14 protein-coding genes are annotated in these 17,699 nt (G+C 69.0%); 8 read left to right on the top strand and 6 right to left on the bottom strand.

Annotation, left to right across the window (positions count from 1 at the left end):
• Positions 1–17: 17 nt before the first annotated feature.
• The 4 genes from V8690_RS17070 to V8690_RS17055 all read left to right on the top strand — a co-directional run bounded on the left by V8690_RS17070 (position 18) and on the right by V8690_RS17055 (position 8,202).
• Positions 18–1,778, top strand: coding sequence for a PQQ-binding-like beta-propeller repeat protein (locus V8690_RS17070; RefSeq protein ID WP_338779812.1), 1,761 nt, complete (start codon positions 18–20; stop codon positions 1,776–1,778).
• 239 nt (positions 1,779–2,017) lie between these two features.
• Complete coding sequence (locus tag V8690_RS17065) at positions 2,018–2,728, top strand: response regulator transcription factor (protein ID WP_338779810.1); 711 nt, start codon at positions 2,018–2,020, stop codon at positions 2,726–2,728.
• 505 nt (positions 2,729–3,233) lie between these two features.
• Positions 3,234–7,787: an RICIN domain-containing protein gene (locus V8690_RS17060; protein WP_338779808.1), complete on the top strand. Its 4,554-nt coding sequence runs from the start codon at positions 3,234–3,236 to the stop codon at positions 7,785–7,787.
• Entirely contained in the window at positions 7,780–8,202 is a 423-nt protein-coding gene (locus V8690_RS17055) for a hypothetical protein (protein ID WP_338779806.1), read from the top strand. Before V8690_RS17060 ends, V8690_RS17055 begins: the two co-directional genes overlap by 8 nt.
• A gap of 163 nt (positions 8,203–8,365) precedes the next feature.
• Here the strand turns inward: V8690_RS17055 and V8690_RS17050 are convergent, their stop codons facing one another.
• Entirely contained in the window at positions 8,366–8,677 is a 312-nt protein-coding gene (locus V8690_RS17050) for a hypothetical protein (protein ID WP_338779804.1), read from the bottom strand.
• A gap of 18 nt (positions 8,678–8,695) precedes the next feature.
• Positions 8,696–10,375, bottom strand: coding sequence for a sodium:solute symporter family protein (locus tag V8690_RS17045; RefSeq protein WP_338779802.1), 1,680 nt, complete (start codon positions 10,373–10,375; stop codon positions 8,696–8,698).
• A 164-nt stretch (positions 10,376–10,539) separates the two neighbouring features.
• On the opposite strand from V8690_RS17045, the gene galT reads away from it, so the two are divergent.
• The 3 genes from galT to galK are packed head-to-tail and all read left to right on the top strand — an operon-like array spanning position 10,540 to position 13,764.
• Entirely contained in the window at positions 10,540–11,601 is a 1,062-nt protein-coding gene (gene galT / locus V8690_RS17040) for a galactose-1-phosphate uridylyltransferase (RefSeq protein WP_338779800.1), read from the top strand.
• Complete coding sequence (gene galE, locus V8690_RS17035) at positions 11,598–12,560, top strand: UDP-glucose 4-epimerase GalE (RefSeq protein WP_338779798.1); 963 nt, start codon at positions 11,598–11,600, stop codon at positions 12,558–12,560. Before galT ends, galE begins: the two co-directional genes overlap by 4 nt.
• A gap of 28 nt (positions 12,561–12,588) precedes the next feature.
• On the top strand, positions 12,589–13,764 hold the full coding sequence (gene galK / locus V8690_RS17030) for a galactokinase (protein WP_338779796.1): 1,176 nt from the start codon (positions 12,589–12,591) through the stop codon (positions 13,762–13,764).
• Between the two features lie 60 nt (positions 13,765–13,824).
• Here the strand turns inward: galK and V8690_RS17025 are convergent, their stop codons facing one another.
• The 3 genes from V8690_RS17025 to V8690_RS17015 all read right to left on the bottom strand — a co-directional run bounded on the left by V8690_RS17025 (position 13,825) and on the right by V8690_RS17015 (position 16,033).
• A complete protein-coding gene (locus V8690_RS17025; RefSeq protein WP_338779794.1) occupies positions 13,825–14,820 on the bottom strand; it encodes a hypothetical protein in 996 nt (331 codons plus the stop codon).
• 14 nt (positions 14,821–14,834) lie between these two features.
• On the bottom strand, positions 14,835–15,491 hold the full coding sequence (locus V8690_RS17020; RefSeq protein WP_338779792.1) for a hypothetical protein: 657 nt from the start codon (positions 15,489–15,491) through the stop codon (positions 14,835–14,837).
• Between the two features lie 83 nt (positions 15,492–15,574).
• Complete coding sequence (locus tag V8690_RS17015) at positions 15,575–16,033, bottom strand: GNAT family N-acetyltransferase (protein WP_338779790.1); 459 nt, start codon at positions 16,031–16,033, stop codon at positions 15,575–15,577.
• Positions 16,034–16,338: 305 nt separating this feature from the next.
• Here V8690_RS17015 and V8690_RS17010 point away from each other — a divergent pair, with 305 nt between their 5' ends.
• The gene (locus V8690_RS17010) at positions 16,339–17,106 is read left to right on the top strand and encodes a response regulator transcription factor (protein WP_338779788.1); all 768 of its coding nucleotides are present in this window, start codon (positions 16,339–16,341) and stop codon (positions 17,104–17,106) included.
• On the opposite strand, the gene tamR is transcribed toward V8690_RS17010, so the two are convergent.
• The gene (gene tamR / locus V8690_RS17005; protein WP_059416014.1) at positions 17,065–17,562 is read right to left on the bottom strand and encodes a MarR family transcriptional regulator TamR; all 498 of its coding nucleotides are present in this window, start codon (positions 17,560–17,562) and stop codon (positions 17,065–17,067) included. The genes V8690_RS17010 and tamR overlap by 42 nt on opposite strands.
• Positions 17,563–17,699 lie beyond the last annotated feature (137 nt).

Genomic DNA, 17,699 nt, shown 5'->3' with positions numbered 1-17,699 from the left:
CGCGAGGTACTCACGCCATGACCCAGCCGCCTCCGCCGCCCCAGCAGCCCCCGCCCGGGGGAGGCTTCGGGCCGCCCCAGGACCAGCCCCCGCAGCCGGGGTACGGCTATCCGCAGGCGCCCCAGCCGCCCCAGGCTCCGCCCGGCTACGGCTACCCCGGCCAGCATCCGGGGCCGTACGGGCAGGCGCCTTACGGCCAGCCGGGCCAGCCGGGCCAGCCGGGCCAGCCGGGCCAGCCCGGACCGCCAGGGCATCCAGGGTACGGGCAGCCCGGTTACGGCTATCCGCAGCCGGCCATGCCGCTCCAGCCGCAGCCCGGACAGCCGGGCGGGGGCGGGAAGTTCAACGCGCAGCTGGCCATCATCGTCGCCGCGGTCGTGGCGATCGCCCTGATCGTCGGCGGCGGCGTCTGGTATTCCTCGTCCAAGGACGACGGCAAGAAGGACGACACCGCCGGCTCCGGCGGCGGCACCGGCGGCACGGACGACGGCAACGGCGGCGCCGGCTCCAGCGGCAAGGAGAAGGCCCCGGCCGACCCCGGTGCCAAGGTCCTCTTCCAGGTCCCGATGCCCGAGGTGAAGAACGACAGCACGGTCGTCGTCTCCGGCTCGTGGCTCACCGACAAGGCGTACGTCAAGAGCGGCGTCGCCGAGATCGTCGGCTACGACCGCGACAAGGGCGGCGAGCTGTGGAAGATCCCGCTGGACGGCCCGGTCTGCCAGGCCAGCCGCCACGTCACCGACGACAACAAGACGGCGGTCCTCTACCAGCCCGCGATGCCGACCAAGGCCGACCCTTCGCACGGGTGCAGCCAGATCGCCCTGATCGATCTCGACGCCGGCAAGGAGCTGTGGACCAAGACCGTCAAGACCGGTGACCAGCTGATCAGCTTCGACAATGTCACGGTCAGCGGGAAGACCGTCGCCGTCGGCAGCTCCAGCGGCGGCGCCGCCTTCGACGTCTCCGGCAAGCTCCTGTGGAGCCCGAAGCCGGCCGACTCCTGCTATGACGCCGGGTACGGCGGCGGCGAGAAGCTGGTCGCGGTGCGCAAGTGCGGCACGTACGGGCAGCGGCAGCTGCACATCCAGACCATCGACCCGAAGTCCGGGAAGGTGATTTCGGAGTACAAGATGTCCCAGGGCATCGAGTACGCGAGCATCGCGTCGACCAACCCGCTCGTCGTGGCCGCCGACGTCGGCGACTCCGCGGGCGACGGCAGCGGCATCTCCGACTTCTTCTCCATCGACAACAAGACCGGCAAGCTGCGCACGCGCATCTCCGCGCCGGGCGAGCAGTTCGCGGCCCGCTGCGAGGGCATCACCCGCATCGAGTACTGCACCAAGCTGGCCGTCGGCGGCGACCGGCTGTACCTGCCGACCGAGGAGCACGACGGCAGCGGCGAGTACAGCCAGACCAACGAGATCGTCGCCTTCGACCTCGCCACCGGCAAGCAGACCGGGCAGCGGGCCGACGCGGGCGACGGCTACACGATCTCGCCGCTGCGCATGGACGGCGGCAACCTGATCGCGTACAAGCGGCCGCCGTACGACAAGGGCGGGCAGATCGTGAGCATCGACGGAGGCAGCTTCAAGCAGACGAAGCTGCTGGAGAACCCGGCGACGGACACGGTGCGCGACGTGGAGGCCGCCATGTCGCCGGAGTACTCCGAGTTGCTGTACGGCGACGGGCACCTGTTCATGTCCAAGGTGTACGCCAGCAAGCGGAGCGGCAGCACGAATGAGAAGGAGTACCTCGCGATCGGCTTCGGTACGAGCTGATCGATCGATGGCCGCTTGGTGATCGACTCGGTGCCGGTACGGTCCCGTCCCTGTTCAGGGGCGGGACCGTTCGCGTTTGGCTCAGTCAACCTCGAATGAGAGGAATTTCGGCGATCCGGGGCGATTCTCGCGGGTAGGGGAGCGCAACGTCGAACAAGCGTGTAGCTTCCGGGGGCATGAAGGCGGGGGAGCCGGGGGGCTTCCATCTGGGGGGACCGGGGTGACTGGGGGGTTGCTCGATGGGAGTGCGGCTGATGGTGGTCGACGACCACCGACTGCTGGCCGAGGCGCTGGCCTCGGCGTTGAAGCTGCGGGGGCACCGGGTACTGGCCGCGGCGGCGCCGGCCGCGGGGGCGGCGGAGCTGGTGATCACACGGGCGCCGGAGGTGTGCCTGCTGGGGACGGCCACGCCGGCGGAGCCGGGGATCTTCGACCCGGTGGTGCGGATCAAGCGCGAGCGTCCGCAGGTCGCGGTCCTGGTCCTGGGACCGGTACCCAGCCCGCGCGGCATCGCCGCAGCCTTCGCCGCGGGGGCGTCGGGGTACGTACGTCACGACGAGCGCATAGAGGGTGTCGAGCGGGCGATCATGAAGGCCCGGGCCGGGGAGGCGGCGGTGGCACCGCAGCTGCTGCAAGGCGCGTTCAGTGAGTTGCTCAACCCGGCGGCCCAACCGGACGACGAGGGCCAGCGGTTGCTGTCGATGCTCACGCCCCGGGAGGTGGAGGTCCTGGTCCGCGTCGCGGACGGCGAGGACACGCGGCTGATCGCGGCGGGCATGGGCATCGCCCCGTCGACGGCCCGCACGCACGTCCAGCGGGTCCTGATGAAACTGGGCGTCGGCTCCCGCCTGGAGGCGGCGGCACTCGCGGCGCGGACGGGCCTGCTGGACCGCGCGGGGTCGCTACCGCGGACGGTGACGCCGGATCCGGAGACGGGGCCGGAGGCCTGACGGGCTGCACCTGAACGTCGAGGCATGGGTGGGTTTTTGGTCGATCTCAGCCCTGTGGGGCACCTGACTCAGCACCATGTTCACGAGATGCGCACAGATAATCCCTAGGTGCATCACGGGACTTGTGCCTCCCGGACCGGTGAAGTCCCATGGTGCCTTTTGCGCCACGCCGCTCCCGCCTCGAAGAAACCCTCTGGCCCGGTCGAACGCTTGTACCTAAGGTGATCGTCGCGCCCGGCGGAGCTGACCACTCGGCCACAGCGCGCGTCAACCGGCGACCGGGGGGACACCGTCGCCACGGGGAGGGACACGCCGTCATGCCGCGAAACCGGCTCTTCACGCATCTCCTCCGCCTCTTCTGAAGGGCACCCCCGTCCGCCTTCCTTTGCGACGAAGGGATGCTCTCTTGCGCCCAAGACCAGGGCCTTTCCGGTCCAGATCCCGTTTCCTGACCAGATCGGGCAGACCCCGTTTCCTGACCTCTGTCGTCACGTCCGCGGCGGCCGTGGCCGTACTGGCCGGCGTGGCGGTCCAGCCCGAGGTGCTGGATCGGCTCACCGGCACGGAAGCAGCCGCCCTGGCGGACGACTCGCCCCACTGGTCCGACGACACGGCGGCCGAGCAGCTGCGGCAGGACCAGTGCCTGATGGCGGAGGTGCTGCGCCTGGGCGGGCCGTCCATGGCCGCGACCGCGCAGGACGGGCTCAACCAGCCGCCGGACAAGCTGCACGCCCTGGCCAACCGGGATCGCTGGGAAGAGACCCCGCTGGCCGTTGCGTACCAGCGGGACAGGGACGCGGCCCGGAAGGAGCTCGACGCCCTCAACAATCAGCTTGGGGAGTGGGGTGAGCCACTCGACGGGCTGGAGCAGCCGGGTGGCTTCGACTCGTTGGCCGACTGGCGGGACCCGCCCGGCTCGATCGGCAGTGAGGAGGACGACTTCTATACGCAGACCGGACTGACCCCTTGGATCGCCGACAGGTTCTGGAAGGACGAAGGCGACTTCTACGAGGACCCCACCCCCAAGGCCGACGAGAAGACCCTGAAGGTCGCCACCGATCTGGGTACCCCGCTCTACGGTGAGAAGCCCTATGACCCGGACCTGCCCAGCGGGGAGTGGCAGCGGCAGTACGAGGAACGGCAGGCGTTCCAGGGGCTGTTCGACACCTTCCACGGCAAGGGCGCCGATGACGCCCGTCTGTTCCTGGCCTCCGGCGGATTTCCCCGCACCGCGCCGGAGCCGGGTACCGCCGAACACCGGATCGCGGTCGAGGACCTGAAGACCAGGTACGCGTCATGTGCCTGGCGGGATCCGATCGACCCGAACAAGGTCCTGGGCGGCATGGTCGACACGGCCGCTTCGGAGTGGCAGCGGGAAATCACCTCGCAGGCGGTCCAGCGCAACCAGATCCTGAATTCCAGCAAGAGCGCCACCAACGCCCTGGCTGCCGGCGCGAAGGCGTTGGGGAACCTGCTGGGGCACTCGTGGGTCGCCGACCGTCTGGTCCGTTGGCAGGACTACTGGGCTCCCGGCGGTGCGGGCTGGATCGGAGACTCGCCGGCGGTCATCCAGGTCGAGGCGGCCAAGGGCAAGTGCCTGGACGCGGAGGGCGGCAAGACGACCTCCGGCACCCCGGTGCAGATCTACACCTGCAACAACGCCTCGGGGCAGCAGTGGCGGCTCCGTGAGGCTTCCGGTGACAGCTACAACCTCGTCAACGTCAAGTCCGACAAGTGTCTGGACGTCGAGAACAGCAATGCTGCCAATGGCACGAAGATCCAGATCTGGACGTGCAACGACAGCAAGGCGCAGGAGTGGCAGTTCGACATCCGCGCCGTCGGCGAGTTGCGCAACGTCGCCACGGACAAGTGCCTGGACTTGAACAAGTTCGACAACAGCCACGATGCCTGGCTGTGGGGGTGCAACGGCACCAACCCGCAGAAGTTCCGGATCGTTCCCAAGGGCCACCAGGGCACGGACAACCAGTTCTATCCCGACAAGGCGCAATTCGACCAGGCCAAGACGAACATCGCGGCGGCGCAGGCGCAGGCGAAGAGGCAGCTCGACGTTCTCAAGGCTCAGTTGGCCGCGGCGCAGAAGCACGCTACAGCCAGTGACACCGCGCAGAAGGCCGCGTACGCCATCGCCGACGAGGCCGGTGCCCCACGTGGCCGTGGTCTCCTGGTCGGCCAGCAGAAGGCCCAGGTCACCAGCGGCGCGGCAGCGGCCCTCGAAGCGATGGTGAAGGCCGGTACGACCGCTGAGGCCGCTACCCGCGCCTCAGCCGGTGACAGCGCGACCATCGCGCAGCGTGCCCTGGCCCAGGCCGCGCAGTCGAAGGCGGAGTTCCGCAAGGCCGCCGCAGCAATGGCCGAGTCCCAGGCCAAGGCCGCGGCCGACGCCGCGAAGGTGCACCGCGACAACGCCAAGAAGGACAAGGAGACCGCGGAGGCCAAGCTCACCGAGGCGCTCAAGGCCGAGGGAGAGGCCAAGGCAGCCGCCGCCGAGGCCCGCGCCAAGCGCCTGGCCGCCGAGGCCGAGGAGAAGACGGCCGAGGCGGAGAAGAAGACGGCCGCGGCCAAGCAGGCCGAGGCCGCCCAGCACAGGAAGAACGCCGAAGCCGAGGCGACGAAGGCCAAGGACGCCAAGGACAAGGCCGAGGCGGCCGAGGGCACCGCGGTCGAGAAGAAGAACGCCGCGGTCAAGGCCCGTGACAACGCCAAGGCCAAGCGGGACGACGCGTGGGAAGCCGAGCAGAAGGCCGACGCCGCCCGCGCCAAGGCCGACGCCAAGGCCGCCTACGCCGACTCCCTGGAGGCCGGAGAGGCAGCCGACGCCGCCCGCGCCGCGGCCAATGCGGCGGACAAGCACGCCGACGACGCCGAGGCAGCGGCCACGAGGGCACGCTCCGAAGCGGACGCCGCGACGAAGGCAGCCGCGGACGCCGACGCGGCAGCCACACGCGCGGAGGCGGCGGCCAAGCGCTCCCGCGCGCACGCGGACGACGCCCAGGCCGCGAAGCTGAAGTCCGACGCCGCGGTGAAGACCGCGACCAGCGCCGCGGCCGACGCCATCGAGGCATCCCAGCACGCCTCCTCCGCGGCCAAGACGGCCGTCGAGATGGCCGACGAGGCGGAGAAGCAGGCCAAGACCGCCAAGTCCCACGCGGACGCGGCGAACAAGGAGGCGGCCAAGGCCCTGGCCGCCTCGGCGAAGGCCGCGGGCTTCGCCCACGTCACCGCCCAGGCCGCCGTGGACGCCGGCAACGCCGCCGCCCAGGTCGCCAAGCCGGCCAACGACGCGATCCAGCTCGGCTCCCCGTACATCGACACCGACTCGGCCGCCGGCCTGGTGGTCCTCACCGGCCAGGCGTCCAAGACGATCGCCGAACAGCAGAAGGCCGTCGCCGACGCCCACGCCAAGAACGCGGCGGCAGAAGCCTCAGCCGCCAAGAACCTCGCCGACCAGGCGAAGGGCGACGCCAAGGCCGCCTACCAGCACGCGGCCAACGCCGCCGGACACGCCTCGACCGCCCGCACCTATGCCAAGGAGGCCCTCGGCTACGCGGCCGACGCCGCCAAGGCCGCGTCCAATGCAGCCGCCTCCCTGGCCCGCACCGTCGACTACAACCGACAGGCCACCAAGGACGCCCAGGCCGCCGACCAGGCAGCAGGCCGCGCCGAGAACCACGCCAAGGACGCCCGCGACTCGGCCGACCAGGCAGCCCTCGACGCCGAAGCCGCCCGCACGGCCGCCGCTGCGGCCGAAGAGGCCGCCAAGGACGCCCGAGCAGCGGCCAACCGCGCCGACGCCGCGGCGACCGAGGCCGAGGAAGCGGCCAAGGACGCAGAAAGGTACGCCAAGGAAGCCCAAGAAGCGGCCGACCGGGCCGAGAGAGCGGGGAACGCGCAGCAGATCGAAACGGGAACCGTCGTCGACGAGACCGGCGGCGCCATCGGCAACATGTTCTACGTCGTCGACCACCTCCAGAAGATCGGCGATCCGCAGACCGTCAAGAAGACGGACGGCTGCGACGGCTGGATCGACAAGCTCTTCTACCAGGGCGACTGCACGATCACCGCGAAGATCCGGTTCAAAGCGGTCCTCGACCTGTACATGTGCACCGCGCGGGATCTGGACCTGGAGCAGTTCACCTGCCCCTCCGGCGCGACGGTCTACCTGGGGCAGCACCCGACCAAGGAACTGTCCACCGAGGTCACGCACAACATCACGATCGCGGAGTACCAGAAGAACGTCGACCCGATCGACATCCTCTTCGGGAGCTGGATCAAGTGCGCCCAGAAGATCACCCCGGGCGGCGCCGGAGGCAGCTGGGGCGGATGCGCATGGGCGGCCGTGGACGTCGCGGCCCTGTTCGCCGGCAAGATCCTCAGGCCCATCGCGGACGCGGTCAAGGCAGTGGACGCTGCCGCTCGCACGGGCATCGGCTTCACCGATGCCTATCAGGCTCTGCGTGCACTCGGCTTGGCCGACGACGTCATTTTCCGGATCGGGACCAAGGGGCTCGACGGACTGGTCAAGACCTGCACCAGGGTCCGAACACACGGGCTCTCACGAGCGGCCATGGCCGCCGACGCATGCCCCAGGGGATTGATCGCCTACAACAGTGACGAGATGAGCCACCTCGCCTACCAGTACAGAACGCAGAACGGGTACTACGGAGCGGACCACAATGTCGCCGTCGCGAAGGTACCGGGATGGAACGATCCCAAGACCGGTGACTTCGTGATCGCCAACAGCGGCTTCTCCGGCCACTCGGAGACAGCGATCTTGGAGAGGCTGAAGGCAAAGGGATTCGACCCCAAGCAGATTACCGCTCTGTACACGGAACGGCAGCCCTGCCCCGACTGCGCCTCCGCCCTGACCGGTGCCCTCAAGGAAGGCACACCGGTCACCTGGTCGGTCCCCTACCACCCCTCCTTCGCGAAGGAAGCGAAGGATTTGCTCGCCCGCTACGTGAGGCAGGCTGGGGGAGAACGTATGACACGCCACGCAATGACCGACCAGCAGGGCGAGGAACGAGAGGCCCATGTCTGAACCCGTTTTCGACATGCATCCGAAAGCCGCACCGGAGGTCATCGCTGAACGCCAAGCGCTGGCCGAGCGGGTATGCCGGGAACTGCATCGCGCTGGTCTTCCTGTACACCGCGGTGATCTCAGCGGCGGGCCGCACAGCCGACCCGGCGTGGACGTGCACGTGGCGCCTTTCATCGAAGGTGGGGTGTACGTCGACTGGAGCACGGACGCGGAGCTGCGGGATGCAGCTCTCGATCTCTTCGCGCAAGGAATCGACTACTCGGATCCGCCTCCGATCGTCAGTCACCACAACACGGTGCTCCAGCACATGCAAGCCGCCCTTTTGGGAATTCTCACCTCGGCGGGATTCGAGGTCGAAGAACCAGACCGACACGGGCACGGGAGCATGGTCCACGTAAAGGGCCTCCGCCCCTGATCCCCTGCATGCCGGGCCCTGCCGAAGCCGAGATGTACAGGCTTCGGCAGGGCCTGCCGGGTGTGCCCATGCTCATGCGACGAAACGCAGCGGTGACGGCCTGACCGTCGCCGTCACCGCGGTACAGCCATCGGCGCCCAGTAGCGCAACCGGACGCCCGCCGTCACTCCCTCGGTTCATCCCCCGTCACAACATCCGGCGGCGGAGCCACAGGCCGCAGCTTCAGCCAGACCAGGAAGAACACCCCCAGCGCGAGCATCCCCAACCCGGTCCACAGGTTGATGTTCACACCCTCCGCCTTGTCGATGTCGGCGTCGGACGCCGTGAACCCCGCGATCGTGACGATCACGCCGTAGACGACGAACAGACCGCCGATGATCCGCCGGATGTCGAACAACCGCGCAGCCGTCGCCGACTTGCCCTGCAGCTCGGTGACTTCCCGCTGCACGTCCTTGTCGGAGTAGAACTCGGACATCTGTCAATCCTCCCTCGGTCAGAACGAGAACGGGATGTAGCAGGCCGCGGCCAGGATCACCGCGCCCCAGCCCAGCAACGCCGGCTTGCGGTACCAGGCCTCGTCCCCGGGTGCCGGCGGCTCCGCCATGCCGGGCGAGGTCGTGCCGTAGACCAGCCCCTGGAGTTCCTCGGCCGGCTTCGGGGCGGTGAAGAGCGACACCGCCACCATGACGACCGCGCCCGCGACGAATCCCGCGATCGCCGAGACGAAGTTGGCGCCCTGGTCGGAGGGGATGTCGATGATGCCCTGCTTGTAGATCCAGAAGTAGTTCACCATCGCCGCCGTCGTGCCCGCCACCAGCCCCCAGAAGCCCGACTTCATGGACGCCCGCTTCCAGAACATGCCGATGATGAAGACGACGAACATCGGCACGTTGAAGAAGGAGAACAGCGTCTGGAGGTAGCTCATGATGTTGGAGAAGGACGACGCCAGGAACGCCGTGCCGATGGAGGCCAGGACGCCGATCGCGGTGATCAGGCGGCCGAAGCGGACGTAGTAGTCGTCCTCCCGGCCCTTCACGACGTACTTCGCCCAGATGTCCGTCGTGAACACCGTGTTGAACGACGACACGTTCGCCGCCATGCCCGCCATGAAGGCCGCGAGGAGACCCGTCACGGCGATGCCCAGCACGCCGTTCGGCAGCAGCTGTTCCATGAGGTAGGGGATCGCGTCGTTGTACTGGAGGTCGGAGCCGGCCGTGCCGATCCTGGGGACCAGGACCGCGGCGACCAGACCCGGGATCATCACCAGGAAGACGATGAAGATCTTCGGGAACGCGGCGATCAGCGGCGTCCGCTGGGCCGCCGAGAGGTTCTTCGCGGACAGGGCGCGCTGCACCTCGGCGAAGTTCGTCGTCCAGTAGCCGAAGGAGAGGACGAAGCCGAGGCCGAGGACGATCGTCAGCCAGTTCGCGCCCAGCGGGTTGTCGCTGCCGATACCCGTGCCGCCCCAGGACGTCATGAAGTCGGCGCCGCGGCTCTGTGTGAGCGAGTCGGACAGGCCGTCCCAGCCGCCCACCTTCTTCAGGCCGAGGACCGAGATCGGGATGAGCGCGGCGAGGATGACGAAGAACTGGAGGACCTCGTTGTAGATCGCCGAGGACAGACCGCCGAGGGTGATGTACGCCAGGACGAAGAAGCCGGCGACCACGATCGCCACCCACTGCGGCCAGGCCAGCAGCGCCTCGACGACGATGGCCAGGGCGTAGAGGTTGACGCCGGCGATGAGGATGGCGGCGCAGGCGAAGAGGCCCGAGCTCAGCAGGTGCGCCGCCTTGTCGAAGCGCAGCAGCAGGAATTCCGGGACCGAGCGGACCTTTGAGCCGTAGTAGAAGGGCATCATGACCAGGCCGAGGAAGACCATGGCCGGGATGGCGCCGATCCAGTACCAGTGGGTGGTGTAGACGCCGTACTGCGCGCTGTTGGCGGCCATGCCCAGGATCTCGGTGGCGCCCAGGTTGGCGGCGATGAAGGCGAGGCCGGTGACCCAGGCGGGCAGGGAGCGGCCGGAGAGGAAGAAGTCGAGGCTGGTCTTCACCGAGCGGCGGGCGGCGAAGCCGATGCCGAGGACGACGGCGAAGTAGATGCCGAGGATCGTGTAGTCGAGCCAGTTCGTGGGGAGTCGCAGCTCGGCTGCCAGGTGTGTGGGGGGATGCATGAGCCCTCGCTTCGTTGCGTGAACCGATACCTCGCGGAATCTATGCCTAGGTCTTCAGTAATTGAACACATCTGGTGATGCTCTTTGTTTGATTGTGATGTTGACGATTGGGGAGCATCGTGTTTTGGTATGTTGAGTTATGTTTGAAGGATGAGGAGTGCGGCGTGAAGAAGACCTCGACCCGGCTGGCCGACGGTCGCGAGCTCATCTACTACGACCTGCGTGACGACACCGTGCGGGACGCGGCCGACCGCCGCCCGCTGGACCGCACCGTCACCACGTCCGAGATCCGCCGCGATCCCCTGCTCGGCGACTCCGTCGCCATCGCCTCGCACCGCCAGGGCCGCACCTACCATCCGCCGGCCGACGAGTGCCCCCTGTGCCCTTCCGAGGGCGACCGCCTGAGCGAGATCCCGGACTCGTCGTACGACGTCGTCGTCTTCGAGAACCGCTTTCCCTCGCTCGCCGGCGACTCCGGCCGCTGCGAGGTCGTCTGCTTCACGTCCGACCACAACGCGTCCTTCGCCGACCTCAGCGAGGAGCAGGCGGGCCTGGTGCTGGAGGCCTGGACGGACCGTACCTCCGAGCTGTCCCATCTGCCCTCCGTCGAGCAGGTGTTCTGCTTCGAGAACCGGGGTGCCGAGATCGGCGTCACCCTCCAGCACACGCACGGGCAGATCTACGCCTACCCCTTCACCACCCCGCGCACCGCCCTGATGCTGCGTTCCGTCGCGGCCCACAAGGAGATGACGGGCGGGGAGAACCTCTTCGACGCCGTCCTGGAGCGTGAACTCGCCGACGAACGGGTCGTCCTGGAGGGTGAACACTGGGTGGCCTTCGTGCCGTACTCGGCGCACTGGCCGTACGAGGTCCACCTGTACCCGAAGCGCCGCGTGCCGGACCTGCTCGGGCTGGACGAGGCCGCGCGCACAGAGTTCCCCAAGATTTATCTGGAACTGTTGAGGCGCTTCGACCGGATCTTCGGGGAGGGTGAGCCTCCGACGCCGTACATCGCGGCCTGGCACCAGGCCCCCTTCGGCGCGCTGGAGGAGTTCGACGGGGTCGCGCGTGAGGACTTCGCGCTTCACCTCGAGCTTTTCACCATCCGCCGCACTTCCGGCAAGCTGAAGTTTCTCGCGGGTTCCGAGTCCGGCATGAACGTGTTCATCAACGACGTGCCGCCGGAGCGCGCGGCCGAGCGACTGCGAGAGGTAGCGAGTTCATGAGCGGGAAGTACCTGGTGACGGGCGGCGCGGGTTACGTCGGCAGCGTGGTCGCCCAGCACCTGCTGGAAGCCGGTCATGAGGTCGTCGTCCTCGACAATCTCTCGACCGGATTCCGCGAGGGCGTCCCCGCCGGGGCGGCCTTCGTCGAGGGCGACATCCGCGACGCCGCCAAGTGGCTGGACTCCTCGTTCGACGGGGTCCTGCACTTCGCCGCGTTCTCGCAGGTCGGCGAGTCGGTCGTGAAGCCGGAGAAGTACTGGGACAACAACGTCGGCGGCACCATGGCCCTGCTGGCGGCGATGCGCGAGGCGGGCGTCCGCACGCTCGTCTTCTCCTCCACGGCGGCGACGTACGGCGAGCCGGAGCAGGTCCCGATCGTCGAGTCGGCGCCCACCTCCCCGACCAACCCGTACGGCGCCTCGAAGCTCGCCGTCGACCACATGATCACCGGTGAGGCGGCCGCCCACGGCCTGGGCGCGGTCTCGCTGCGCTACTTCAACGTGGCCGGCGCCTACGGCGAGTACGGCGAGCGCCACGACCCCGAGTCCCACCTGATCCCGCTCGTCCTCCAGGTCGCGCAGGGCAGGCGCGAGGCGATCTCCGTCTTCGGCGACGACTACCCGACGCCGGACGGCACCTGCGTGCGCGACTACATCCACGTCGCGGACCTGGCCGAGGCCCACCTGCTGGCGCTGGACGCCGCCACCAGCGGCGAGCACCTGATCTGCAACCTCGGCAACGGCAACGGCTTCTCCGTCCGCGAGGTCATCGAAACGGTCCGTCGGGTGACCGGCCACCCGATCCCGGAAGTGGTCGCCCCCCGCCGGGGCGGCGACCCGGCGGTCCTGGTGGCATCGGCCGCCACGGCCCGCGAGAAGCTGGGCTGGAACCCGTCGCGCGCGGACCTCGCTGGAATCGTCGCGGACGCGTGGGATTTCGCGCAGCGGCGTGGCAACTAGAACGGAACGAAGGGTCAGGGGTCAGGGCATGAGCGAGGCTGTTGCCGACAAGGCCGCCGGAGCGGTCGCCGAACGGTTCACGGAGCTGTACGGCGCCGAGCCGCACGGGGTATGGGCGGCACCGGGCCGCGTCAACCTCATCGGCGAGCACACCGACTACAACGACGGCTTCGTCATGCCGTTCGCCCTGCCGCACAAGGCGGTGGCAGCGGTCTCCCGCCGCGAGGACGGCGTACTCCGACTCCACTCGGCAGACGTCGAGGGCGAAGTGACCGAACTCCGCCTGGACGACCTGTCCCCCGAGTCGGACAAGAACTGGACGGCCTACCCGGCGGGCGTGGTGTGGGCCCTGCGCCAGGCCGGCCACGCGGTGACGGGCGCGGACGTCCACCTGGCCTCCACGGTCCCGTCGGGCGCGGGCCTGTCGTCGTCGGCGGCGCTGGAAGTGGTCGTCGCGCTCGCCCTGAACGACCTGTTCTCCCTCGACCTCCGGGGCTGGCAGCTGGCCCGCCTGTGCCAGCGAGCGGAGAACGTCTACGTGGGCGCCCCGGTCGGCATCATGGACCAGACGGCGTCCGCGTGCTGCGAGGCGGGCCACGCCCTCTTCCTCGACACCCGCGACCTCTCCCAGCGCCAGATCCCCTTCGACCTGGCGGCCGAGGGCATGCGCCTCCTCGTGGTCGACACCCAGGTCAAGCACTCCCACAGCGAGGGCGAGTACGGCAAGCGCCGCGCGGGCTGCGAGAAGGGCGCGGCGCTGCTCGGCGTCGACGCCCTGCGGGACGTGCCGTACGCGGAACTGGACGCTGCCCTGGCCCGCCTCGGCGACGAGGAGGAGGTCCGCCGCCTGGTCCGCCACATCGTCACGGAGAACGAGCGCGTCGAGCGGGTGGTGTCCTTGCTGGAGTCGGGCGAGACCCGCGCGATCGGCCCGGTCCTGGCCGAGGGCCACGCCTCCCTCCGCGACGACTTCCGCATCTCCTGCCCCGAACTGGACCTGGTCGTCGACACGGCCCTCACCTCCGGCGCCCTCGGCGCCCGCATGACCGGCGGCGGCTTCGGCGGCTCGGCGATCGTCCTCGCGGAGGAGCCCGACGTGGACGCGATCACCAAGGCGGTCACGGAAGCCTTCGCCACGGCGGGCTTCACCGCACCACGCGTGTTCGAGGCGGTGCCGTCGGCGGGGGCACGCCGCCTGCGCTGACGAACCGATCGGGCGCCCTCACCTCGAAAGAGGAAGGGCGCCCGAGCATTCCGCGCGGTTTCAGCGGTTGACGGACTGAATCTCCTGAACCGGCACTTCGGTGGTGGTGGCGAACGTGCCGTCGGGCAGATCACCGCCGGTGCCGCCCGCACCTTCCCAGGTGATCTCCCAGGTGAGCGTCGCCTTGAGGGCGTAGGAGTCGTCTCCCGACGACCGCAGGTACCGCACGCCGCACGGAGGCGTCAGCTCCGCCTTGCCCCTGGCGTAGGGCTCTCCGATCGACCCGTCGTCGTTGATCACGCACTCGCCGGACGCCGGAAGGCTCTCCGCGTCCTCCGTCCCCGGATCGATGTGCAGGCTCACCGGCTTGGCGGTCGTGGTCGCCCACAGTCCGGTGCCAGGCAGACTCGCCGTGACGGAGACCGGCTTGAAGGTGCCCTTGTCCAGCCAGATCCAGGTGGGGGCGTTCACCGTCGACTTGCCGTTCGGAGCGAGGGAGACCTCGGTCGGCGGCACGACGGTCCGCTGGTGGGCAAGACCGGCGAGGGTCTCGGTGTCGATGGCCTGGGGGAGGTCAGGGGTGTCGCCGTTGTCCACCCAGAAGGGCTCACGCGTGCAGGTCCGGGCCGCAGGATCGTCCTTCATCACCGGGTTTTTGACGGCCACCCACCACATGCCCTCGTCGTTCTTGTCGACGTTGAAGTCCTTGTAGGGCTGACCCTGTTTGTAGCGCGCCTTGTCGTCCGCGATGCCCTCGGGCGCGCCGCCGACGGACTCGTAGATCGACCACTGGGCCTCGTTGAACTTCTTGAAGTCGTTGGCCTTCCAGTACGGCTCGTACCAGCAGGCGGGCGGCTCCCAGTCCACGGCCGCAGAGGTGATCGGACCGCTGTCCTTCACCTTGGAACCCGGGACCTTGATGGTGACGCGGGATTCCAGGGCCGGGCCGGACGAGTCGCCGGAGGTCTTCGTCTCCTGGGGGCCGATGGTGTCGAACCCTCCAGCCGCGGCCGGAAGTGCCCCGAGGCCGAACAGCGCCGTGGCGAGCGCTGTCACTCCCACGCACCGCGTCAGGGCTGGCACTTCTGCGACCCCCGGTCCTCGGTGAGATCCCAGGTCTGCCAGACCCCGTCCTCGTTCTTCTTCAGGCCGAGGTTGTAGAAGACGTAGCTGTTGGGCGTGGTCTTGGTGCCCTGCAGCTTGTTCGTCTCGCGGTTCTTGAGGTCAGCCTTGCTCTCGTCGACGCAGTACGTCAAAGCCGCCGACTTCTTGTCGAACACCGTCACCTGGCGGTCGAAGTAACGCAGGGTGCCGGCCCAGCTGGTCTTCTTGGCGATGGCGCCTTTCGCGTACTGGTAGACGCCCACCAGCGCGTTGTCCGTGTAGTAGAAGGTTATGCCCGACTTCTTCATGTCCCCGTACGCCATGGCCTGCCACACTGTGCTGACGGTTCTCTCGTTGTCCGCCAGGATCGCGTCCTTCGTGGCGTCGCCCGTCTGCCGCCCCTCGAAGACCAGCTTCATGTCCGATGGCACCTTGGTCTCCGGCCGGTCGATCCCGTCCGCCGTCGCGGACACCGACGGCGAAGCCGATGGCGTCGCAGCCGAATCCGCACCGGCGATCTTGTCGGACGACGCCCCGTCACCTCCCCCCGAGCCGCAGGCGGTCAGCAGCAGGGCCGCGGATGCGGTGAGCGCGGCCGTCACGAGCCGAGCGGGGCGGTTCACTGTGTCTCCCGTTGATGATGTGGGGGGATAACTCAAGCGAACCAACGCTATCGATCAACCGAACCGCGACGGCAACGAGGTCGTCAGCACAGCCTCTTCGTCAGCGTGTACTCCGTGATCCCCGGCGGATAGTCCGGCACCACGCACACCACCTCGTACCCGTGCTTCTCGTAGAAGCGAGGTGCCTGGAAGTCCCATGTCTCCAGGCGGGCCGCGCGGCAGCCCCGTTCACGGGAGGCGATGCGCTCCGCCTCCGAGAGCAACCGTGCCCCCATGCCCCGGCCCCGGTGGCGTTCGTCGACCCACAGGTAGGTGACGTGGAGCCAGGTCGCCCAGGTGTAGCCGACCAGGCCGCCCGCGAGATCGTCGTCCGTGTCGTTCACAGCCCACACGTGCAATGGGACGTCCCTTTCGTCCGGTGTTCCGCGCAGGGCGCGCAGTACCGGAGAGGCGGCTGTGTTCGTTTCCCGCAGACGCGTCCGGAGCAGATCACGTCGGGCCTTGTCGACTTCTGTCTCAAGACGGAACATGCGGCACACCATAAACGCGCAGGACAGTCAGTTCTGCAAATAACCTTCCGCTCCGGGCCCCCGGCCGTACTCTGATGAACAGCACCGGTGGGGGCCGGTGCCGATCAGGGGGCGAGACAGCCGGGTACGACGCCCGGGGTGGGGGTAGCGGTTTCTGCACGGCGGCGGCCGTGCGGCTGCGGCGACCCGGCCAGGCTGCTGCGAGGACGGACGGACAGACGCAGCAGACCCGGGCACCCCGGTGTCGTACCCGCGCGGTGTCGTCTTCCGACGATGGGGTATCCCCTGCTCTTCGGGAGCCTGGGGAAGGGGGTTACGTGGTTCGCATCCGAGTCCTGGTCGTCGACGACCATCGCATCTTCGCCGAGTCACTCGCGGCGGCCTTGGCCGCCGAGCCCGATGTCGACGTCTCCGCGGCCGGCAGCGGCCCTGCCGCGCTGCGCTGTCTGGAGCGGGCGGTCGCCGAGGGGCGGCGGTTCGACGTGCTGCTCGTCGACGCCGACCTGGGTGGCAAGGTGCCGGGCGCCCGCCCGGCCGTACCCGTGCAGGAGGGCAACGAGGACGGGCTCGTCGACGGGATCTCCCTCGTCACGGGGGTGCGCTCCGCGCAGCCGAACGTACGGATCGTCGTGCTCGCCGAGAAGGACGACCCGCGCCGGGCCGCGCTGGCCCTCCAGGCCGGGGCCTCCGGGTGGGTCGCCAAGGACTGCTCGCTGTCCCGGCTGCTCACCGTCATCCGGGGCGTGCTGCGGGAGGAGACGCATCTGCCGCCCGCCCTGCTGACCGGAGTCCTGCGCGAGCTGACCGCGGCCCGCAAGCACCGCACCGAGAGCGAGCGGCTCGTGGAGTCCCTCACTCCGCGTGAGCGGGAAGTGCTGCGGTGCATGGTGGCTGGGCTGGGGCGCAAGGCCGTCGCCGAGCGCCTCTATCTGTCGCCGCACACGGTGCGTACGCACATGCAGAACGTGCTGGGCAAGCTGGGAGTGCATTCCACGCTCGCCGCCGTGGCCCTGGCCCGGCGTGCCGGAGTGGGGCCCGCCGACCTAGCCGGGGATGTTGTCGAACGGGGCGGTCAGCTGGCGTAGCAGCCCGGCCAGTTCGCCGCGCTGGGCTCGGGTGAGCTCCGCGAGGATCGCGCGCTCCTGGTCCAGCAGACCCGCCAGGGCCTGGTCCGCGCGGTCCCTGCCCTCGTCCGTCAGCCGGACCAGGACGCCTCGGCGGTCGCTGGGATCGGGGAGGCGTTCCACCAGGCCCTTCTTCGCCAGGCGGTCGATGCGGTTCGTCATCGTGCCCGACGTGACCAGGGTCTGGGTGAGGAGCTGTCCCGGCGAGAGCTGGTACGGCGTGCCCGCGCGGCGCAGCGCCGTCAGGACGTCGAACTCCCACGGCTCCAGGCCGTGCTCCGAGAAGGCCAGCCGACGTGCCCGGTCCAGATGCCGGGCCAGTCTGCTCACGCGGCTGAGCACCTCGAGCGGTTCGACGTCGAGGTCCGGGCGCTCCCGCCGCCATGCTGCGACCAGCCGGTCGACCTCGTCCTCCATGTCGATCAGTGTAGTGGTTGTGTCGACGTAGAGTCTCTTGATGTCCATTTTCTTGACGTGGAGATAAGTGCGGTGTCACGCTGGGTGCGCGATCGTTGCCAGTCACCACCAGGGAACCACCAGGACGCCGCCAGGGA

Origin of the sequence: Streptomyces sp. DG1A-41 (genome assembly GCF_037055355.1) — a bacterium.
Taxonomy (GTDB): domain Bacteria; phylum Actinomycetota; class Actinomycetes; order Streptomycetales; family Streptomycetaceae; genus Streptomyces.
This window is presented reverse-complemented; position numbering and strand designations above follow the sequence as displayed.